The organism is Oceanobacillus manasiensis (assembly GCF_000724085.1).
GTDB classification, from domain to species: domain Bacteria; phylum Bacillota; class Bacilli; order Bacillales; family Amphibacillaceae; genus Oceanobacillus_B; species Oceanobacillus_B manasiensis.
The window spans coordinates 170731-188813 of sequence record NZ_CCDL010000003.1 but is presented as its reverse complement, the minus strand read 5'-3'; the positions used below and the strand labels follow the sequence as shown (position 1 = coordinate 188813).

The following is an 18083-nucleotide window of genomic DNA, read 5'->3' as shown; positions in this document are numbered from 1 at the left end:
TAATAGATTTCTTACTAAAGGGGTAGCTAGAATGGTTGAAAAAGTAAAAGATTCGCTCTTAAAGCTAGCAGATTTAAAAGAACAAAAAGGAATACAAATGCTTGGCAACTTATTATTAGTCCTTACTGTTATCATTATGGGGATGGTCATTTGTATTGTAGCTTATTTCTTCATTGCCGACTTCTTACATAATCACTAAACGTTTCAAAGCATTACGGTAAACCTTAAAAAAGCTGCACTACTCTCCATCATCTTCATCTACATGGGTAAATCAGGAATTGAACATACACCTATGCCTAGATCAATGGCTTTTTTGAACAGTATGGAACTCATCTATCACAAAACCGGGATTTATAACCATACATTGACTTATCACCTTTTCACAGATATCATAGACATTGTAAGTCCATGATTAAAGGAGTAATTTTTTATGAAACTCTCAAAAGCTACAGACTATGCGCTTCATACCATGTTTCATCTAATAAAAAAAGAATCAGCTAAACCGATTGGTGTCCAGCAACTTGCAGAATATCAAGATGTTTCACCGACATATCTGTCAAAAATATTAACCAAGCTTGTCAAAGCAGGAATGATTGAATCGATCTCTGGTGCTCAAGGTGGTTATAAGTTAAAACGAAATAAGAATGATATTAGCTTTTTAGATATTATTCATGCAATTGAAGGGACCACGCCACTTTTTGAATGTGATTTCCATCATCATGAGGGCTGTTTGATTCAATCTGAGATTAAAAATGCAGAGGAAAAAATGAACGAACACCTTAGAGAAACAAAATTAATTGACTTAGTAAAAAAAGAACAGCGTTTATCATAACCTTTTCTGTAAGTGTTATGGTAAACAAATTTTTAAATGAATCACAGACATAAAGAATCTATAATAACCTTTAAGGAGGTGAACCTTCGTTATATTAAAACAAATCTTTTCACACTTATCATAGATATAAAAAGTCTATAATATCCACATAAAGGAGATGGAACTATAATGTATGATTGCATCATTATTGGTGGAGGGCCCGCTGGGTTGAACGCAGCATTGGTACTTGGAAGAGCAAGACGTAGCGTGGCTTTAATTGATAGTAATAAACCGAGAAATGCAGTAACCCACGCTTCACATGGCTTCATTACAAGAGATGGAGTCAGTCCATCAGAATTTCGTTCAGTTGCTGCAGAAGAATTATCAAGCTACCCTTCTATTGATCAATTACAAGCAGAGGTTGTAACCATAGAGAAGACTGAACTGGGTTTTGTAGTAGAAGAATCATTAGGTCATTACTATCAGGCAAAGAAACTTGTCTTAGCTACCGGCGTTAATGAGATTTTCCCAGAAATTGAAGGTTTCTATTCCTTTTATGGCAAGAGCCTGTTTGTTTGCCCATACTGCGATGGTTGGGAACATCGAGATCAACCATTAGTTATCGTATCTGAATCCTCTCACGTCTTTCATTATGTAAAAATGATTTACAACTGGAGTAAGGACTTAGTTGTTTGTACAAATGGCCATGCATTACTTAATGATGAAGAAACAGAAAAACTAGTATCAAAAGGAATTAAGATAATGGAACAACCTCTCGCTTCTTTTGAGGGCGTAAATGGACAGCTGGAAAAAGTTCGCTTTGAGGATGGCACGGAAATAGAACGTAGTGGCGGCTTTGTCATGTCGAAAAAATTGATTCCAAATTTGCAGCTTGTTGAGAACTTAGGCTGTAATACGGAAGAATCGGGCACTTTAAAAACCGATGAATTTGGTCGCACTTCCGTAAAAGGCTTATATGCTGCAGGAGATGCCTCCTATGTAAATCCATCACAATTAATTTTTGCAGCCGCAGATGGTAGTAAAATTGCAACAGGGATAAATATGGACTTAACAGAAGAGGAATTTTAAATCCTCTCCTTATCTTAAAATAGTAGGAGTAGTTAACCATGGAAGAAAATGTTTTTGAACAAATGGCAAAAAGATATGATACTGAAGATAGAAAAGAATTAGCGAACGTAATTGTGAAGGAAATAAAACCTGTATTACAAAATAGTAAATCAAAATCACTTTTAGATTATGGTAGCGGTACTGGTCTCGTTAGTTTAGAATTAGCAGATTTAGTGGATTCTGTTTTGTTGGTGGATGCATCTAAACAAATGACCGACGTTGCGCAAGCGAAAATTAACAACAGGGGTATTAACAACGCAAAAGCAATTTACTCAGACTTCACTCAAGAAACTCCTGCACTTAAAGCAGATATTGTATTAATGTCCCTTGTCCTGCTGCACGTTCCAGACACAGAAAAAATCCTAAAACAGTTGTACAACATATTAAATAATGGCGGCAAACTTATTATTGTCGATTTTGATAAAAATGAAAAAATCAATCATCCAAAAGTTCACAACGGTTTTTCTCACGCAGAGCTGAAAAAATGCTTAACAGAAGTTGGCTTTAAATCAACTCAAATTAAGACATTTCATCATGGAGAACGCATTTTTATGAATCAAGATGCCTCCATGTTTATCTCATGCAGTTTGAATGACCCCCACTTAACGGACGCTTGAAGTGGGGGATTCCTAAGAACACCTTCGTAACCGAAAGTTATGTTATTAGGCTATCCCTGCGCCCCCACAGTTAGAAGTCGTAACGCTTCATTTTTAAGGTTCAAGCTTGCGTTTTTATCCCGGTCATGATGTGCGTCGCAATGGGGACAAATCCATTGGCGCAACCCGAGATTTTTAACGGCTTTGTTTTGATAGCCACAATCTGGAGTGGAGCAAAGCTGACTAGATGGAAAATTCCTGGCAACGATTATCACGTGTTTCCCATACCAGGCAGCTTTGTATTCCAACATCTGTCGAAACTGTGACCAGCTCGCTTCGCTGATGGCTTTTGCTAATTTATGATTCTTCAGCATGTTGGAAACCTGCAAGTCTTCGATACCAATAATGTCGTGACTTTTAACAATAGCAGTAGAAATTTTATGCAGGTAATCATGCCGTGCATTGCTGATACGCTCATGGAGACGTGCCACTTTTCGTTTTTGTTTTTGATAGTTCTTGGCGTCCTGTAAGGCTCGTTTTTGCTTTATCGCCCGTTCTTTACGCCTGGAAAGAATACGCTGTTCTTTTGCCAATCGGGACGCTAATGTACGAAAATGTTTTGGATTCTTATATACTGTTTCATCCGAAAGAACAGCAAAATCTTTGAGTCCGACGTCAATTCCAACAGCAGAATCTGTTTTGTCTAACGGTTGTACCTCCGTTTCAGCCAAAATAGAGACAAAATACTTCCCACTCGGATTGCGCCTTATCGTAGCGCTCAGGATACGTCCCTCCACTTCACGGCTCTTGGCAAATCTGACAAGACCTAGCTTTGGTAATTTGAGTTTGTTCCCCACAACCGCAATATTATGATTGGTACACTTTGTTGTGTAAGATTGTAAAGGGTTTTTTTTGGACTTAAAGCGTGGCGCTTTATTCTGTTTTTTAAAAAAGCGGTTATAAGAATCAGCCAAGTGTTTAAGCGATGACTGCATGGCTATGCTATCCACTTCCTGGAGCCATACCAGTTGCTTTTTAAGTTGTGTCAGCTTGGCGGAACAAGCCTTATATGTCAAGCCTTTCCCCGTCTTAGTGTAAGTTTCATTCCATTGATTCAGGAAATGATTGAACACAAAACGGGAGCAACCAATCGTCTTCGCAATGAAGACTTCTTGTGATGCATTTGGATAGATTCGGAACTTATAGGCTTTGTGAATAGACATTTTTTTCACAACTTTCTAACAGGTATATTACATCTATTATATCAGAAAACAACTGTACGTACATACGTTTGCATTATAGTTAATACAGGAAAACCAGACAATTCATCTCCACCCTAGCTAGGCTTGGGGATGGAGTCTTCTTGTCCAAAACCGATAAAAACGACCATTCCCTATTTATGGAAAAGGTCGTTTTCTACTGTAATCTCAGATAGGATTATTGTTAGTCTCTCACCAAAGAGTAGCTAATCCTTATCCGTAGTAGCATCTTCAAAAACAATTTCTAATATTGCAATCAACAATGCAACGATAATCTCTGTTTTAATTGAAAGTGTAATACTACTCATGAACTCATCCACTATATAAAGGACTAGCCAATTGGATGCGAATTCAATACAAACTCGAGTAATTGTTACTTTAAATCTCCCTATTATATATAGTGTTGTCAGCTTGAAGATAGCCTTGGAAAATAATTCAACAATAATCCCAAGGGAATAGAAAGCGAAAACAAATAATAATAGTGACCAAACCGTATCGTATTCCACACCAAGTAGATTGAAGACCCCCGCAATTCCAAAAATTAAACCCCAACTACAAAGCCAACCAAAAAATAATAAAAATTGACACCCCAAAAAACCGTCGCTAATTTCTCCTTCAAATTCATATCACGAAATGGACTCACCTCTATCTTCTTTAATAGAAAGTTCTGTTCTACTATTTGCCTTGGATTGTTAATGTTTCATTGTCCGATAATCCCTTACTAAGACAAAAGTCAAAACACCTTATTTTCTATTATTTCCTTCACCCAACTAATTCCCTCATCTACAAATGTCTCTGTCGGGTTTGTATGTGGCGTATGTTCAAAGACAAAAAACACTTCTGAACTTGCTGATAGCAAAGACAATAAAGGCTCTACTTTAAAATGTGACTTGTCTATTTCGTGGGATGGGTGAACTGGTACCCATATGTATTTATTATTATGAAACTCTACATTATGTAAATGAACTACTTTAATATGCCTTTTCCACTTTTCTATATAATCCCTTGCCCTATCACCTGTTGCTAATAAGTAATCCCCAATATCTATACAAAGTTTTATTCCGTATTTGTCCCAAATTTCAATTGGAAAATTATCAAGCGCTCTAATTCCAAACGCAGATCTGTTCAAACCTAGTTTCGGCTCGCAAACAATGTTAATAGAGTATTTCTCTTGTAGAAAATGTAATCTTTTTAGTCCCCTTTCAATGATGGCATTTGTATCTATATCTTGTTCTTCTTTGAAATAAGGGAAGTGCACTAGAATATACTCTGCCCCTAACTGGGACATATAGTTAACTTCCTTTTCAAACTGTTCCCAAGCCTGTTCAGGTTCGTATTGAACTTTTTCCAACAAATCATATTTACTTTTATTTCTATACAAAGGAGAGTGCAGACCAAAGGTTACATTTTTCTTTTTAACCAATTCTAAAAAATCGTTGAATGACGCTTCGTTTGGAAACTCACCAATCTCTATATGACTAATATCTTTCTTACTAAATAATAATGGGAACTTTTCAGGATCTGACATTATGACACTTCCAGAAAGACCAATACTATGAGGCATATTATCGTTCACTCTCCTTCCAAAGAATTTTCACTAACTCTTGTTAACTAATCTCTTTCGATTAACGCTCCGGTCAGTCAAATTATATTTACAAGGTTTTGGGTGCCTTATGCAATTCTTCCCACTCACTTAAATACATACGCTTTGTAATGTTTTTAGGGTTTGAAAGGTTACATATAAATTCTAAGCTATTTCCATCTGGATCGTTAAAATGAATTTTGGCATGAGCCATACCGCTATGTGCCATAACAAAGGGCTCTATTGGTTTGAACCCAAATGCTTCTCTTGGTTCATATCCCCTTTCATGTAGCCAGGAAACTGAATTCTTAAGACCTTCTAACGTTACTTGAAAAGCTATGTGTCGTATGGATGGGTGATAATCGAGCTCTACTTTATCTGTTTCCCAAAGCCCCAACCAACTCTTGTCTTTTTCAATCCAAAAGAATGCAAGTCTATCCTCGTGGCTATGAGAGAATTCTAAACCAAGTCCCTTATAGTATTCAATCGATTGTTTTAAGTTGCTAACTGGTAAATGTGCCTCATACAGTCCTTTTATCATGTAAAATCCCCCTTTTTTTAGCACGTCTACTTAAATTATTCAACAAAAAGAGCGTTAATCCTCCTTCGATTAACGCCCGTTTTAGATAAAAATCAAGCATATCTCCACTGTTGGTCTAAAACACCATTCTTTTAACTTGCTTCACATAAAAGAAGCGTACAATTAAGAAGTAAACAATCTGTATAAGAGCGAAACTTCCTAACACGAGTGAAGATTCTACTGTAAGATTGTAATCAAAAAAATGAGATAAAGCTGTAAGTGCAACAATGCCATGAACTAATGCCACTACAATCGGCGAGAAAAATAAGAGAGCAATTTGTCTGTTTACTACCTTTTTTAACTCCGTTTCTGTTAAACCAATTTTTGCAATGGATCGGAACTTGCGCTTCTCTTCGTCCAGATCTGTAAATAAGCGGAAGTAAAGAAAACTTCCAGCAGAAACGAAGAATACAATCCCAATAAATAAGCCGATAAATAAGATTGGCCCAAACGCTTTATTGATTTCATAAAGTTGATATTCCACGGAAAACGCTTTGTGATCTAATCGTTCATCCAATTTCCGTCCCGCTTCAATTACTTGTTCCGTTTGCCCGTCCTCTGCCTTCCATGCAGCACTATGATCACTTCTTACAACGGTTCCAAGCTGATTGTAGATATCGTCATTTACCACATAATAGCCATTAAGTTCACCTAATACATCAGATTTGATGACATGACTTGGTTTAATCTCTTCCCCGCTTTTTAATGGGACATTTGATGCCATTAAGACCTCGCTGGCTTTGGTTCCCTGTGTAAGCATGGCATCACTTTGCTCCACTACAATTGCCTTATCTTTCTCTAGATTGAGCGTTTCTTCGCCTATTAAAGCGGCAAAACGATTATAGTCAGAAGCCTTGGTTATAAGTACTTGACGATCCTGGTCAAGCATTTCATAATAGGTCAATTCCATGTCTTCCATTTTTGCCTCGACATTTTCTTCTTCCAATATGGCATTAATTTTATTTATATCATTCTCAATAATTTCCTTACTATCATCCCGCCATGGACTATACGTGACAGTAAATGGATTCATCTCTTTTACACCTTTAGTTAGGTAGGATTGAAAACCATATAATGAACCAATTGCGCTAAATGCAACTGTAGAAATAATGGCTACCATGAAAAACGTTCTAGCATTATCTTTCATGCGAAACGATAAGTCCGAGAATAATAGCATATTGGTTTTCCGCCAAAAGATAGATGTATTGTTTTTAAACCGGCGGATGAAAAACACGCTCAGTTGCGTGAATAGAAGATACGTACCAAGTGTTACTACGATAATTACCGGAATCATCGCATATACCACACCTACGCCCTCTACATAAATAGCTGTTCCGTACCCGATGAGAAGGAGCAGTGCTGCAAGAACAGATAAGAAAATCGAAGCTTTCGGCTCCCCTTTGGACTGCTTATCCCCTTTCACTAAGTCCGTTAATTTATTTGTACGAAGAATAAACGATACAAAAACAGATATGAAGAAAAACAACAGCATAAAACTGCCAAACGTTACGACAGTCGCCAGTGTTGGAAAGTAGAACGGAAGAGACTCACTAATAATTAAGACATTCTCAGCAACGAGGAGAATGGCTTTTGCAAACAATAACCCTGCCAGAATCCCGCCAACTGTTGCAAAGAAGCCGATTAAGATGTTTTCTAAAAACACCATGAGACGTATTTGCTTATTGGTCGCCCCTAACATGATTAAGAGACCAAACTCTTTTTTCCTCGACTGCAGAAAGGAACTCATTGAATATAAGACAAAAAAGAAAGAAAATACATAAATAATTCCACCCGCAGCTGCCATTCCTAATAGCGCATTTTGATTGACCGAACCATTGGAAAACGCTGGATGAAATGCAAAGATGGCAAAGGTAAAGAATACCATCACTGTGAACATGCTGCTAAGGAAGTAGGCAATATACAGACGTTTGTTTCGTAAGACGTTATTAAACGCGAACTGACGAAAAGTCATTGCCGTCCCCTCCCATCAAGGAAAGCATGTCAATGATCTTCTGGAAAAATGCTTGTCTGTTCTCCCCACGATGTATTTCAGAATGGAGCTTCCCATCCCGAATGAAGATAACCCGATCTGAATAGCTAGCTGCCTGTGGATCATGTGTCACCATTAACAGACTTGTTTTTTCCTTATCATTAATTTCTTCAAGCATTTTCATGACATCTTTAGATGCTTTTGAATCTAGGTTACCAGTAGGCTCATCTGCTAACAGTAATTTAGGCTTATGAATCATGGCCCTAGCAATAGCTACCCTTTGTGCCTGGCCACCAGATATTTCATATGTGCGCTTCTTCATAATTGCTGAAATGCCAAGGCTCTCCGCAATGTCACGAGCCTTCTCTTTCATTTCTTTAACCCGGGTCCCATCCAATGTTAGTGGCAAAACAATATTCTCTTCTACCGTTAATGTATGCAATAGGTTAAAATCTTGAAAAATAAAACCCAATTCATTACGGCGGAACTTTGCCAGAGCATTTTTTTTCAGTTTATGTGGGTTTTCCCCTTCTATTTCTACTTCTCCCGTAGTTGGCATGTCGTTTGTGGAAATGATATTAAGAAGGGTCGTTTTCCCGCTTCCAGATGGCCCCATAATAGAAACAAATTCACCCTTTTCAATTTCTAAGTTGATATCCGTTAGGGCACGATAAGCAACTTTGCCTTCATATATCTTACTCACTTTTGAAAGTCTAAGCATAATCATTCTCCTTTTTCTAGCTTCTAGCAAAAGTATAGTCTAAGCGCCGTACTTTAAACTATCGATTATGCTTTCACGAGTATTACATCGTTGTAAGGTTTTGTGTTTTAGAGAAAATGATACGGATGGCGGTCCCTTCCCCAACTGTTGAGTCCATTTCAATACGATGCTCTAACCTTTCAGCAACCTCTTTTACCAAGTAAAGCCCCATTCCTGTTGATTCGCGGTAATCTCGACCATTTTCTCCTGTATAAAACTTATTAAAAACCCGCTTCTGGTCCGAATCAGGGATGCCGATCCCAAAGTCTTCTATTTCGAGGACAGCATTTCCTTCGTGCTCAAAAATGCTTAGAACAATGTGTTTTGCTTTGCCTGTAGAATATTTCACCGCATTATGTATGAGTTGGGTTAACAAAAAGAAAAGCCATTTCTCATCAGATTCTACGGTTATGTCAGGTTTCTCTTCTTTTAATTGCGGAAATACTTCATGACGAATATAAAACAGCTTATTTTCTTGATTCACCTCACGAATTAGCTTGGATAGGGTAACCGGATTAACTTGAAAGTCCTCTGTAATCGTACGAAGTCTGGCCATATAAAGAACGGTGTTCAGACCATTTCGCATTCGCTCTGTTTCTTCACGGATACTTGAGGATTCCGGTTCATCCAGTGTTCGTGCCGTTAATTCAATAACAGAAAGTGGGGTCTTCATTTGGTGTACCCAACGATCCATAAACAGAAGATGCTCATCCTGTAATTCTTCTGCCTGTTGAAGCTCTTCCTGGTATAACCGAAATTGCGCAAGCAGCAATTGATCCAAGGCTTCTGAAATGGGAGTTTGTTCCGTAATTTCAAGAGACTCATCCAACTTCGCCATCGGATTCTGTAACCTTTGATAAAAGTTTTTTCTACTAATGTATCGGTAAATAAGAAAGGCTGTTAGTAACACGATAGACAAAAGAATTGCATAGGTAATGACACCCTTCCCTCGATAGCCATCTAGCCAAAATAATACGGAGATCATGACACATTGGCTAAGTTGCATAACGATAAGTAGTACATGTTCGCGAAGAAATAAATTCATGCTTCCTCCTCTTTCCATGTAACCCGTAGGCGATATCCTGCTCCTCTGACGGTTTCCACCGCGTCTTCAATTCCGATCTCTTGAAACTTTTTCCGAACACGCGTAATGTTTACATTCAGTGTATTTTCTTCTACAAAAGCCTCGTCATCCCAGAGCTTTGCTAGCAGATCCTGCCTACCAGCAATTCGAGGATAACGATCAAGTAAACTTTCTGTGATATCTGTTTCTTTTTTAGTTAATTGCGCTACTTCATTTTTATAGCGTAATTCTAACCGTTCAGGATATAAACTTAACCCCGCTTGAGTCAACACTCTCTCTTCATTCTTAGTCGCATATTCGCCATATGCGCGCCTGAGCTGACTTCTAATTTTAGCCATCACAACATCCGGGTGGAATGGCTTCGTAATAAAGTCATCTCCGCCATTTTCAATCGCCATAACTTGGTCCATCTCCCCCGTCCGCGCCGAAATAAAGATAACCGGGCAAATAGACTCTTTTCGAATTTGCCTGCACCAATAATACCCATCATAACTAGGAAGATTGATATCCAGTAATAAAAGGTCAGGCTGTACTTCTCGAAATGTTCCCATAATATTTGTAAAGTTGGTGGCAATTGTCACATCATATTCGTATTTTTTTATATAAGAAGATAAGTACTCTGCAATTTTCATGTCATCTTCCACAATCATTATTTTTTTCATGTTTTGGTCTCCTAGCTCCATATTTCATTTGTGTATAATTTTACCTAACAATATCATGAAATACCATTCCTAATGAGGTGCAGATAATAACAGGATTGGACGCTAACCTTTTATTTTTATCGTATGTGGAACAATTCCACTTATTTTTTTGAAAACGAACCTAACCCATTTGCCCCCTCTTTCCTTTTTCTATAGAATATTAAGTAAATAAACAAAACGAGGGGGAGTACTGTGCCAACATACAACAAACTAGTCCGTGACAAAATTCCAGAGATCATCAAAAACAGTGGGAAAGATCTAAAAACCAAAATTCTCTCAGAAGACCGATACATAAAAAAGTTAAAATTAAAGCTAAACGAGGAGGTTACAGAATATCAAGACGCGACAACAGACAACGAGGCAATTGAAGAGCTTGCGGATGTCTTAGAATTAATGCACGCTCTTGCTAGTATTCATGGCGCCTCTATAGAAGAAGTAGAAAAGTTGCGGAAAGAAAAAGCTGTGAAAAGAGGAGGCTTTAAGGACAAAATCTTTTTGATTGAGGTTGAAGATTAATGAATGATATCTCCTTGTATACTAGCTATCACAGAAAAAACGATCACCGTCAATAGCTTATCTTTATGAAAACTTAAACTAACGATCTTTATTTAAACAAATAAAGTAACCGACCCCAAGGCATCGGCTACTAATATTTTAAAGTACTAACATTTGGTCGACCGCTCTTTATACGGCTGTAATTGTTGTAATAATTGCCTTTACTTTTACTGTCACTCGTACTCCACAGCCACTTTTCTTGCTATTTCAACAACAATAATTTCATATTGTTATATCACTTCATATACCGATACTTCAACAAACGCTTCAACATCGAAATCTCCTGTAATAGTCCCTCACCCACATTTGTTTCACGTACTTTCTTTCGCTGCAGTTCTTTATCTACCAACCTCTTAACGGATAAGACATCATTTCCATTGTGCAATACTTCTTGCTTGGAATTAAAATGTTTGTGGGCAACGAGCTGCATTCCATAGGAGTTGAATAGCAGTGTATAGCCTGCAATCCCTGTTGTTGGTTGATATGCTTTGGAAAAGCCCCCGTCAATTACAACAATTTTGCCGTTTGCCTTAATTGGATTTTCCCCTTCAATCTCTTTGATAGGGGTATGCCCATTAATGATATGACCATGATCAGGTTCAAGATCAAATTCTTCTAAGATTTTACGACTGGTTTCTTCATTTTCGCGCATATAATAATAAGGATTTTTCACTTCTTTATGGGTAGCCTTATCTGCTATGAAATACCTCTCAAAAGTCGTCATTTCTCTTTTTCCAAACAGGGAGGAGTGCTCACCTGTCCATAAATACCAGACCATATCTGTAGCAAGGTCGTCCGTTTCTTCAGGATGTGCGAAAGAATGACGTAGAAATTGTTCAAACTTATCAAGCAGTTCTCGGCCAGCATAGGCTTTGTTTTCGATCTTCATTTCTTCCATCTTTCCTTGTTCATCAATAGGGATACAGCCATGTATTAATAAGTTACCGTTATATCTTAGGTAAAGACTGCCCTTCTTCATAAGGAAACGCATATGCCTAGCCAGCTTTTCTGAATGCTGGACAGAGAATAACAGTCTATCAATTACTTGTTGCTCTTCCTCTAATAATTGATCAGGCTGGTCGGGATTTACTGTTGCAAAGCAAGTATTGACTAAAGAATATTTTTTGCCACGTAGCGTTATTTCGTTTTTCTCATAATCAATCTTTTCTAGTAAGAGCCGCTTTTCCATATTGAAGTTAGGCTGGCGCTTAATAATCGGGCTTTCTAACTTAAATTGGATCATGGCGATAGCTTGGTGAATTTTTGTGATTTGTAATTGTTCTTGATCGGTTATTTGTTTATTAGATTGTCGTTTAGGTCTAAAAGCAGGATTATCCCCATAGTATCTTTCTGCTAGATTAAGAAGCGGTCTTAAATTAATCCCGTACGCGTCCTCAATGATATCCAGGTTATCGTAACGCGCACAAATACGGAGAATATTCGCTAGACAAACTTTTGATCCGGCAAAAGCCCCTAACCAAAGGACATCATGGTTCCCCCATTGAATATCGACAGAATGATAGTTGATAAGTGTATCCATAATTTTATCTGGCTCAGGTCCACGATCATAAATATCCCCTACTACGTGCAAATGGTCGACAACCAACTGCTGTGTGGTATAAGCAAGCCCTATAATCAGCTCATCTGCTTGGTTTAGAGAAATGATTTGTTCCACTATTTTTCTATAATAATGTTTCTTATTCGTAAATTCGTCTGTTTTATATAGCAATTCTTCTATAATGTAAACAAATTGCTTTGGCAATGCTTTACGCAATTTTGAACGTGTATATTTTGAGGAAGCATAGGAAACGAGTTGTATAAAATGCTCAATCTTTTTGATATACCATGCATTTAGATCTTGCTTATTATCAAAATTACTTTTAATCAATTGCAATTTTTCTTCAGGATAATAAACCAATGTCGCAAATTCCATGATTTCTTCTTCTGATAATTCATTTGCAAAGCGATCTGTTATTTTCTCTTTCACCTTACCTGAACCATTTCGCAATACATGTTGAAACGCTTGGTATTCCCCATGTAGATCACTTACAAAGTGCTCTGTACCCTTTGGTAGGTCGAGGATGGCTTCAAGATTTATAATTTCTGTTACGACTTTCTCTTCGCTATCATATCGTTGTGCAAGTAAATCTAAAAACTGGTTTTCCACAATGGTGCATCCCCTTTTCAACCGACAAACCTTTGTATGTCCATATAGTAATAGTTCTATTATAACGGAAATGGCCAGCTACGTTAACATATGCCCTCTATAACCTTAACAGTATAGAAAGGCAACTTATAAAGTTTTCTACTAATAATCTTCAATGACACGCTGTCTTTCTTGACCAATCTGAACTATTTTTTCCTGATTAGCTTCTACTTCTTTATTCAAGCCTCTTAAAATTCTTTCGACCTCATCCTGTTTATAACTCACTTGATCTCTGGCTTCATTTATTTTGTTCTGAACCATAAAATCGACAAAGAATCCATCCAAGAAAAAGTCAGCAAATTTGAGCATACCAGAGATATCAATTTGGACATCTAATTCTTCCTGTACATCTAGCAATTCTTTTTGGAAACGCCGCATGCTTGTTTGCGCCTTATGAATAGCTGCTGTTGCATCGTCTATATGGCCATGTTTTGCTATTCCTGATATAGCTCCTCCACCAAACATATCAAAGGCACCCCAATTTGCAGCACTATCCAATGAAGCACTTGCACTTTCTAAATCTTCCGCCACATAGGAACCTGCCCTAATAGCCTCATTAAGTTCAACGATGTACGCTTTTACATCACCTTCTTGTTCCACTAATTCATACAAGGTAGCTGCAGTGGAATTATTACTTTGTTTGATGTATTGTTCTTTTTCGGTGATCAGTTGTTGATACTTAGCGTCTACATTTCCTATTTTCTCTAGTTGGTGTTGTAGATCTGTTAATGCCTGATCTAATTCTTTTTTTGTTTTCTGGGCTTCTTGTAACTCTAACTGAACTGCGACTACTTCTTGTTTTTCTTTTTCAATTTGCTCTTCTTTGTTTCCTTTTAGCGTCTGAAAAAGGCTCGAAATACTAAACCCTTCTAACTTTTCTACATCCTTTTCTTCTTCTCTAAGCCGCTTTGTTAGATTCTTAATTATTCCTTCTATTTCAGCAAGCTCTGTTTCATAATCCTTTACTTGTTTTTGCCATTTATTTTTTCTTCTAAGATCTGCTTTCACCTGTATAAGTTCACTATTTAATCGGTCTGCCATGATAACTCCCCCTCTATTTATCTATTAATGCATACGAAAAAGTGGTTAAAAAGTTTCGTAGTGGTCAGGAAATGAATCATCAAACATGTCGTCCATTTCACTATTCTATATGTGATGTTAAATAACTGCTTGATGTTCAATTTTGGTTGATTGTGTAGCGATCTTGATTGATTCTCTGGCTATGTTGGTTGATTGTACCGCACTCTTGGTTGATTCTCTGGCTATGTTGGTTGATTATATCGCACTCTTGGTTGATTCTCTAGCCATGTTGGTTGATTGTATCGCACTCTTGGTTGATTCCTCGGCCATATTGGTTGATTCCCCCACCCACAATAACCAACCCCCCCTTAATAAACACAAAAATCCCTAGACAAAGGCACAGCCTTTATCTAGGGTTATTAAATTCAATCTTTAATTTTGATTAACAAGCTCGTCTTCAACGGAACCTGCATCAATAGGGTTTCTGATTAGATAATCAAAAGCGCCTAGTGCTGCAGTTGCTCCAGATCCCATTGAGATAATAATTTGGTTATATATACTATCTGTACAGTCACCTGCTGCAAACAATCCTGAAACGGTTGTAGCACCATGCTTGTCGACAATGACCTCACCAATGCGGTTCTTTTCAACTGTATTGTCAAGCCAACCTGTATTTGGTACTAGGCCGATTTGGACAAACACACCTTGTAAATCGATCTGTTTTTCTTCATTTGTTTCTCGATCAAGATACTTGATGCCATTCACATTGTCGGAACCAGTGATTTCAGTTGTTTGAGCATTTTTAACGACCGTTACGTTTGGTAATTTAGCTAGACTATTTTGAAGTACCTCATCAGCCTTTAAGGTGTCAGAGAACTCAAGAACGGTTACATGGTTTACGATACCTGCTAGGTCAATAGCAGCCTCGACTCCAGAGTTTCCTCCACCAACTACAGCAACGTCTTTTCCTTCAAATAATGGGCCATCACAGTGTGCACAGTATGCTACACCTTTATTAGCAAACTCTTCTTCTCCAGGTACACCAAGCTTACGCCAGCTTGCACCAGTAGAAGCAATAACTGTTCTGCTTTTTAGAATAGCGCCATTATCTAGCTCTACTTCAAACATATCTTTCTTCTCAACATGACGTACACGTTGTAAGTTTAAAACATCTATCCCATAATCTTTAACATGTTCTTCTAGGCTTGCAACAAGCTTCGGTCCTTCAGTACTTTTCACACTAATGAAGTTTTCAATGCTCATTGTGTCTAGTACCTGTCCACCAAAGCGTTCTGCAACAATCCCTGTGCGGATGCCTTTACGAGCAGCATAGATGGCAGCACTAGCACCAGCCGGGCCTCCACCGACAACAAGCACGTCGTATGGATCTTTTTTAGATAGTTCGTCTGCATCTGGTCCGCTACCTAATTTGGCAAGCATCTCTTCAGCTGTCATACGACCACTACCAAACTCTTCCCCATTTAAGGTTACAGTTGGTACAGCCATGATATTTTTGCTGTCTACTTCTTCTTTGAAGGCAGCTCCGTCAATCATGGTGTGGGTAATACCAGGATTAAGAACACTCATCATATTTAGTGCTTGTACAACGTCTGGGCAGTTATGACATGTAAGACTTACATACGTTTCAAAGTGATACTCACCTTTAACATTTTTCACTTGGTCAATGACACTTTGATCTACTTTGGGAGCTCTTCCGCTAACTTGTAGTAAAGCGAGTACTAATGATGTGAACTCATGTCCAAGCGGAACGCCAGCAAAGGTTACACCAGTGTCTTCACCAACACGATTCACACTAAAACTAGGTGTTCTCTTTAAGCTTGCTTTTTCGACTGTGATCTTCGATGACATAGAAGCTATTTCATCAACAAGCTCCTGCATCTCTTTAGATACATCATCGTCACCTGTATCTACTTTCAGTACAATATCACTTTCAAGTAATTGCAGGTATTGGTCTAGTTGTGCTTTAATGTTTGATTCAAGCATGCTTATCGCACTCCTTAAATTTTACCTACTAGGTCTAGGCTTGGTGTAAGTGTTTCAGAGCCTTCTTCCCATTTAGCAGGGCAAACTTCACCAGGGTTTTTACGTACATATTGTGCTGCTTTGATTTTGTCAACAAGCACACTTGCATCACGGCCAATGCCGTCTGCATTAATTTCTACTGTTTGAATAACACCGTCTGGATCGATGATGAAAGTACCACGATCTGCAAGACCTGATTCTTCGTTTAGTACTTCGAAATTACGAGAAATCGTTTGGGATGGGTCACCAATCATTGTGTACGTAATTTTACCGATTTTTTCTGAAGTGTCATGCCAACCTTTATGAACAAAGTGCGTATCAGTTGATACAGAGTATACTTCTACTCCAAGTTCTTTAAGAGTTGCATATTCGTTTTGTAAATCTTCAAGCTCAGTTGGGCAAACAAAAGAGAAGTCTGCTGGGTAGAAGCATACTACGCTCCATTGACCTTTGAAGTTTTCTTCTGTTACATCTACAAAGTCACCGTTAAAATACGCTTTTGCGTTGAATGGTTTTACTTCTGATCCGATTAAAGACATGTTAAATTCCTCCTATAGGTAAATGTGATTATTAATAATAATTATTCTTATAAAACATAGACTATAATATATTGCTCATTATTGCAAGGGATATGCAAGAAACAAGCATATATTTAACATAATGGACATATTCGCTTTATGAAAGCGTTATCATTTAGTTATTCTAAATGAGACTAACTTGCTATTTTGCCAAATTAATTGTTCTGGAAATAAATGCAGAATTGTTCCATTATTGCTATAATATAAGGAAGGCTTTTAACATACATATTATTGTAGTTAAATTTACTTTTTAATCATTTATTATTAAATTTTGGAGGGTATATAATGGGCTTTCTTGACGGACTAATGGGAAATGCTTCAAATGTAGACAAAAGTGAAATAACGAAGGAATTTGGCAAATTATTAGTAGATGGTGAGGAAGTAAATGTCGCATTTAAGATATTAAGGGATTTATTTATTTTCACGGATAAGCGCTTGATTTTAGTTGATAAGCAAGGGATAACTGGTAAAAAAACTGAATTCCATTCTATTCTGTATAAAAGCATATCGCATTTTAGTATTGAAACGGCCGGAACCTTCGATCTTGATGCCGAACTCAAGATATGGATATCCGGGAACGTAGAGCCGCTTGTTGCAAAAAACTTCAAGAAAGATGACAGCATTTATGATATTCAAAAAGTGCTCGCTGCTGCTTGTGGCTAAATCGTGATAGTACAAACCATATGTTAAAGGGCAGCATATTGTTGCCTTTTTCTATTTTCTCGTAAAATCCCAATAGAAAGGAGCCAATATGCTAAACAAAATCGCAACTGTAATATTAGGATTTATTTTAGTTATCGGTATATCATTAATGTTGTGGGAACATTTTACCACTCTGACCTTTGGAGAGGTTACAAATGGCTTGCTCGCTAGTGATGAATCTATAGAGCAAGTGGTTATTATCGACCGAGATCCTGGTTCTTCGTATCACTCAAAAGAAGCTCATTTAAGTGGAGCATTTTATGATTATATGTTGGAAAGAACTTCGTATACCAAGCTAAAAGAACAAGATGGTTCTACAGTTAGACGGTACTTTATTGAGATTAAAACAGACCAAGGTAACCAGTATCCTATTTATATTAGTGAAAGGGATATTCAAGTGAAAGGTCAAAACTATGAAGTCGTCGGAGAAAATCATATAGTATATTATATAGATTCTACTCATTTTGACTGGGAATAAATTAACAAGT

19 protein-coding genes are annotated in these 18083 nt (G+C 37.6%); 7 read left to right on the top strand and 12 right to left on the bottom strand.

All coding sequences use genetic code 11. The features are described 5' to 3' along the window. Nucleotides 1-31 precede the first annotated feature (31 nt). The 4 genes from BN985_RS19075 (at nucleotide 32) to BN985_RS14465 (ending at nucleotide 2556) form a co-directional block, all read left to right on the top strand. Nucleotides 32-199: a hypothetical protein gene (locus BN985_RS19075; protein ID WP_156960147.1), complete on the top strand. Its 168-nt coding sequence runs from the start codon at nucleotides 32-34 to the stop codon at nucleotides 197-199. 231 nt (nucleotides 200-430) lie between these two features. Then, nucleotides 431-832: an Rrf2 family transcriptional regulator gene (locus BN985_RS14475; RefSeq protein ID WP_042224302.1), complete on the top strand. Its 402-nt coding sequence runs from the start codon at nucleotides 431-433 to the stop codon at nucleotides 830-832. 165 nt (nucleotides 833-997) lie between these two features. Beyond that, nucleotides 998-1900 carry an NAD(P)/FAD-dependent oxidoreductase gene (locus tag BN985_RS14470; RefSeq protein ID WP_042224301.1) on the top strand — a complete coding sequence of 301 codons (903 nt, stop codon included), beginning with the start codon at nucleotides 998-1000 and terminating at the stop codon, nucleotides 1898-1900. Between the two features lie 38 nt (nucleotides 1901-1938). Further along, nucleotides 1939-2556 (top strand): class I SAM-dependent methyltransferase, encoded by a 618-nt coding sequence (locus tag BN985_RS14465; protein ID WP_042224300.1) that lies wholly within the window; start codon nucleotides 1939-1941, stop codon nucleotides 2554-2556. A gap of 50 nt (nucleotides 2557-2606) precedes the next feature. Here BN985_RS14465 and tnpB read toward each other — a convergent pair whose 3' ends face one another. From tnpB to BN985_RS14425, 8 genes are all read right to left on the bottom strand, one after another. After that, the gene (gene tnpB / locus BN985_RS14460) at nucleotides 2607-3758 is read right to left on the bottom strand and encodes an IS200/IS605 family element RNA-guided endonuclease TnpB (protein WP_042224298.1); all 1152 of its coding nucleotides are present in this window, start codon (nucleotides 3756-3758) and stop codon (nucleotides 2607-2609) included. Between the two features lie 242 nt (nucleotides 3759-4000). Next, on the bottom strand, nucleotides 4001-4387 hold the full coding sequence (locus BN985_RS14455; protein ID WP_052360704.1) for a YrvL family regulatory protein: 387 nt from the start codon (nucleotides 4385-4387) through the stop codon (nucleotides 4001-4003). A 140-nt stretch (nucleotides 4388-4527) separates the two neighbouring features. Continuing rightward, nucleotides 4528-5322, bottom strand: a complete 795-nt coding sequence (locus BN985_RS14450) for a TIM barrel protein (RefSeq protein ID WP_232225598.1) — start codon at nucleotides 5320-5322, stop codon at nucleotides 4528-4530. Between the two features lie 124 nt (nucleotides 5323-5446). Continuing rightward, a complete protein-coding gene (locus tag BN985_RS14445; RefSeq protein ID WP_042224294.1) occupies nucleotides 5447-5917 on the bottom strand; it encodes a VOC family protein in 471 nt (156 codons plus the stop codon). Nucleotides 5918-6032: 115 nt separating this feature from the next. After that, nucleotides 6033-7928: an ABC transporter permease gene (locus tag BN985_RS14440; protein WP_042224292.1), complete on the bottom strand. Its 1896-nt coding sequence runs from the start codon at nucleotides 7926-7928 to the stop codon at nucleotides 6033-6035. Next, nucleotides 7903-8667, bottom strand: coding sequence for an ABC transporter ATP-binding protein (locus BN985_RS14435; RefSeq protein ID WP_042224290.1), 765 nt, complete (start codon nucleotides 8665-8667; stop codon nucleotides 7903-7905). The genes BN985_RS14440 and BN985_RS14435 overlap by 26 nt, the downstream gene beginning before the upstream one ends. 82 nt (nucleotides 8668-8749) lie before the next feature. Next, nucleotides 8750-9751, bottom strand: coding sequence for a sensor histidine kinase (locus BN985_RS14430; protein ID WP_042224288.1), 1002 nt, complete (start codon nucleotides 9749-9751; stop codon nucleotides 8750-8752). Continuing rightward, complete coding sequence (locus tag BN985_RS14425) at nucleotides 9748-10452, bottom strand: response regulator transcription factor (protein ID WP_042224286.1); 705 nt, start codon at nucleotides 10450-10452, stop codon at nucleotides 9748-9750. The genes BN985_RS14430 and BN985_RS14425 overlap by 4 nt, the downstream gene beginning before the upstream one ends. A gap of 231 nt (nucleotides 10453-10683) precedes the next feature. Here BN985_RS14425 and BN985_RS14420 point away from each other — a divergent pair, with 231 nt between their 5' ends. After that, nucleotides 10684-11007: a nucleoside triphosphate pyrophosphohydrolase gene (locus BN985_RS14420; protein WP_042224284.1), complete on the top strand. Its 324-nt coding sequence runs from the start codon at nucleotides 10684-10686 to the stop codon at nucleotides 11005-11007. Between the two features lie 274 nt (nucleotides 11008-11281). On the opposite strand, the gene BN985_RS14415 is transcribed toward BN985_RS14420, so the two are convergent. The 4 genes from BN985_RS14415 to ahpC form a co-directional block, all read right to left on the bottom strand. Beyond that, nucleotides 11282-13213 carry a fructose-bisphosphatase class III gene (locus BN985_RS14415; protein WP_042224283.1) on the bottom strand — a complete coding sequence of 644 codons (1932 nt, stop codon included), beginning with the start codon at nucleotides 13211-13213 and terminating at the stop codon, nucleotides 11282-11284. Nucleotides 13214-13354: 141 nt separating this feature from the next. Continuing rightward, nucleotides 13355-14293, bottom strand: a complete 939-nt coding sequence (locus tag BN985_RS14410) for a hypothetical protein (RefSeq protein ID WP_042224282.1) — start codon at nucleotides 14291-14293, stop codon at nucleotides 13355-13357. A gap of 411 nt (nucleotides 14294-14704) precedes the next feature. Beyond that, entirely contained in the window at nucleotides 14705-16276 is a 1572-nt protein-coding gene (ahpF, locus tag BN985_RS14405; RefSeq protein WP_042224281.1) for an alkyl hydroperoxide reductase subunit F, read from the bottom strand. Between the two features lie 14 nt (nucleotides 16277-16290). Next, a complete protein-coding gene (gene ahpC, locus BN985_RS14400; RefSeq protein ID WP_042224280.1) occupies nucleotides 16291-16854 on the bottom strand; it encodes an alkyl hydroperoxide reductase subunit C in 564 nt (187 codons plus the stop codon). 324 nt (nucleotides 16855-17178) lie between these two features. Here ahpC and BN985_RS14395 point away from each other — a divergent pair, with 324 nt between their 5' ends. Further along, entirely contained in the window at nucleotides 17179-17556 is a 378-nt protein-coding gene (locus BN985_RS14395; RefSeq protein WP_042224279.1) for a PH domain-containing protein, read from the top strand. A gap of 88 nt (nucleotides 17557-17644) precedes the next feature. Then, nucleotides 17645-18073, top strand: coding sequence for a hypothetical protein (locus BN985_RS14390; protein ID WP_042224277.1), 429 nt, complete (start codon nucleotides 17645-17647; stop codon nucleotides 18071-18073). The last annotated feature ends 10 nt before the right edge of the window (nucleotides 18074-18083 follow it).

Coding starts and splice junctions, on each gene's coding strand:
- BN985_RS19075 (WP_156960147.1), top strand. CDS start 32: ATGGTTGAAAAAGTAAAAGATTCGCTCTTAAAGCTAGCAGATTTAAAA.
- BN985_RS14475 (WP_042224302.1), top strand. CDS start 431: ATGAAACTCTCAAAAGCTACAGACTATGCGCTTCATACCATGTTTCAT.
- BN985_RS14465 (WP_042224300.1), top strand. CDS start 1,939: ATGGAAGAAAATGTTTTTGAACAAATGGCAAAAAGATATGATACTGAA.
- tnpB (WP_042224298.1), bottom strand. CDS start 3,758: ATGTCTATTCACAAAGCCTATAAGTTCCGAATCTATCCAAATGCATCA.
- BN985_RS14450 (WP_232225598.1), bottom strand. CDS start 5,322: ATGTCAGATCCTGAAAAGTTCCCATTATTATTTAGTAAGAAAGATATT.
- BN985_RS14445 (WP_042224294.1), bottom strand. CDS start 5,917: ATGATAAAAGGACTGTATGAGGCACATTTACCAGTTAGCAACTTAAAA.
- BN985_RS14440 (WP_042224292.1), bottom strand. CDS start 7,928: ATGACTTTTCGTCAGTTCGCGTTTAATAACGTCTTACGAAACAAACGT.
- BN985_RS14435 (WP_042224290.1), bottom strand. CDS start 8,667: ATGCTTAGACTTTCAAAAGTGAGTAAGATATATGAAGGCAAAGTTGCT.
- BN985_RS14430 (WP_042224288.1), bottom strand. CDS start 9,751: ATGAATTTATTTCTTCGCGAACATGTACTACTTATCGTTATGCAACTT.
- BN985_RS14425 (WP_042224286.1), bottom strand. CDS start 10,452: ATGAAAAAAATAATGATTGTGGAAGATGACATGAAAATTGCAGAGTAC.
- BN985_RS14410 (WP_042224282.1), bottom strand. CDS start 14,293: ATGGCAGACCGATTAAATAGTGAACTTATACAGGTGAAAGCAGATCTT.
- ahpF (WP_042224281.1), bottom strand. CDS start 16,276: ATGCTTGAATCAAACATTAAAGCACAACTAGACCAATACCTGCAATTA.
- ahpC (WP_042224280.1), bottom strand. CDS start 16,854: ATGTCTTTAATCGGATCAGAAGTAAAACCATTCAACGCAAAAGCGTAT.
- BN985_RS14395 (WP_042224279.1), top strand. CDS start 17,179: ATGGGCTTTCTTGACGGACTAATGGGAAATGCTTCAAATGTAGACAAA.
- BN985_RS14390 (WP_042224277.1), top strand. CDS start 17,645: ATGCTAAACAAAATCGCAACTGTAATATTAGGATTTATTTTAGTTATC.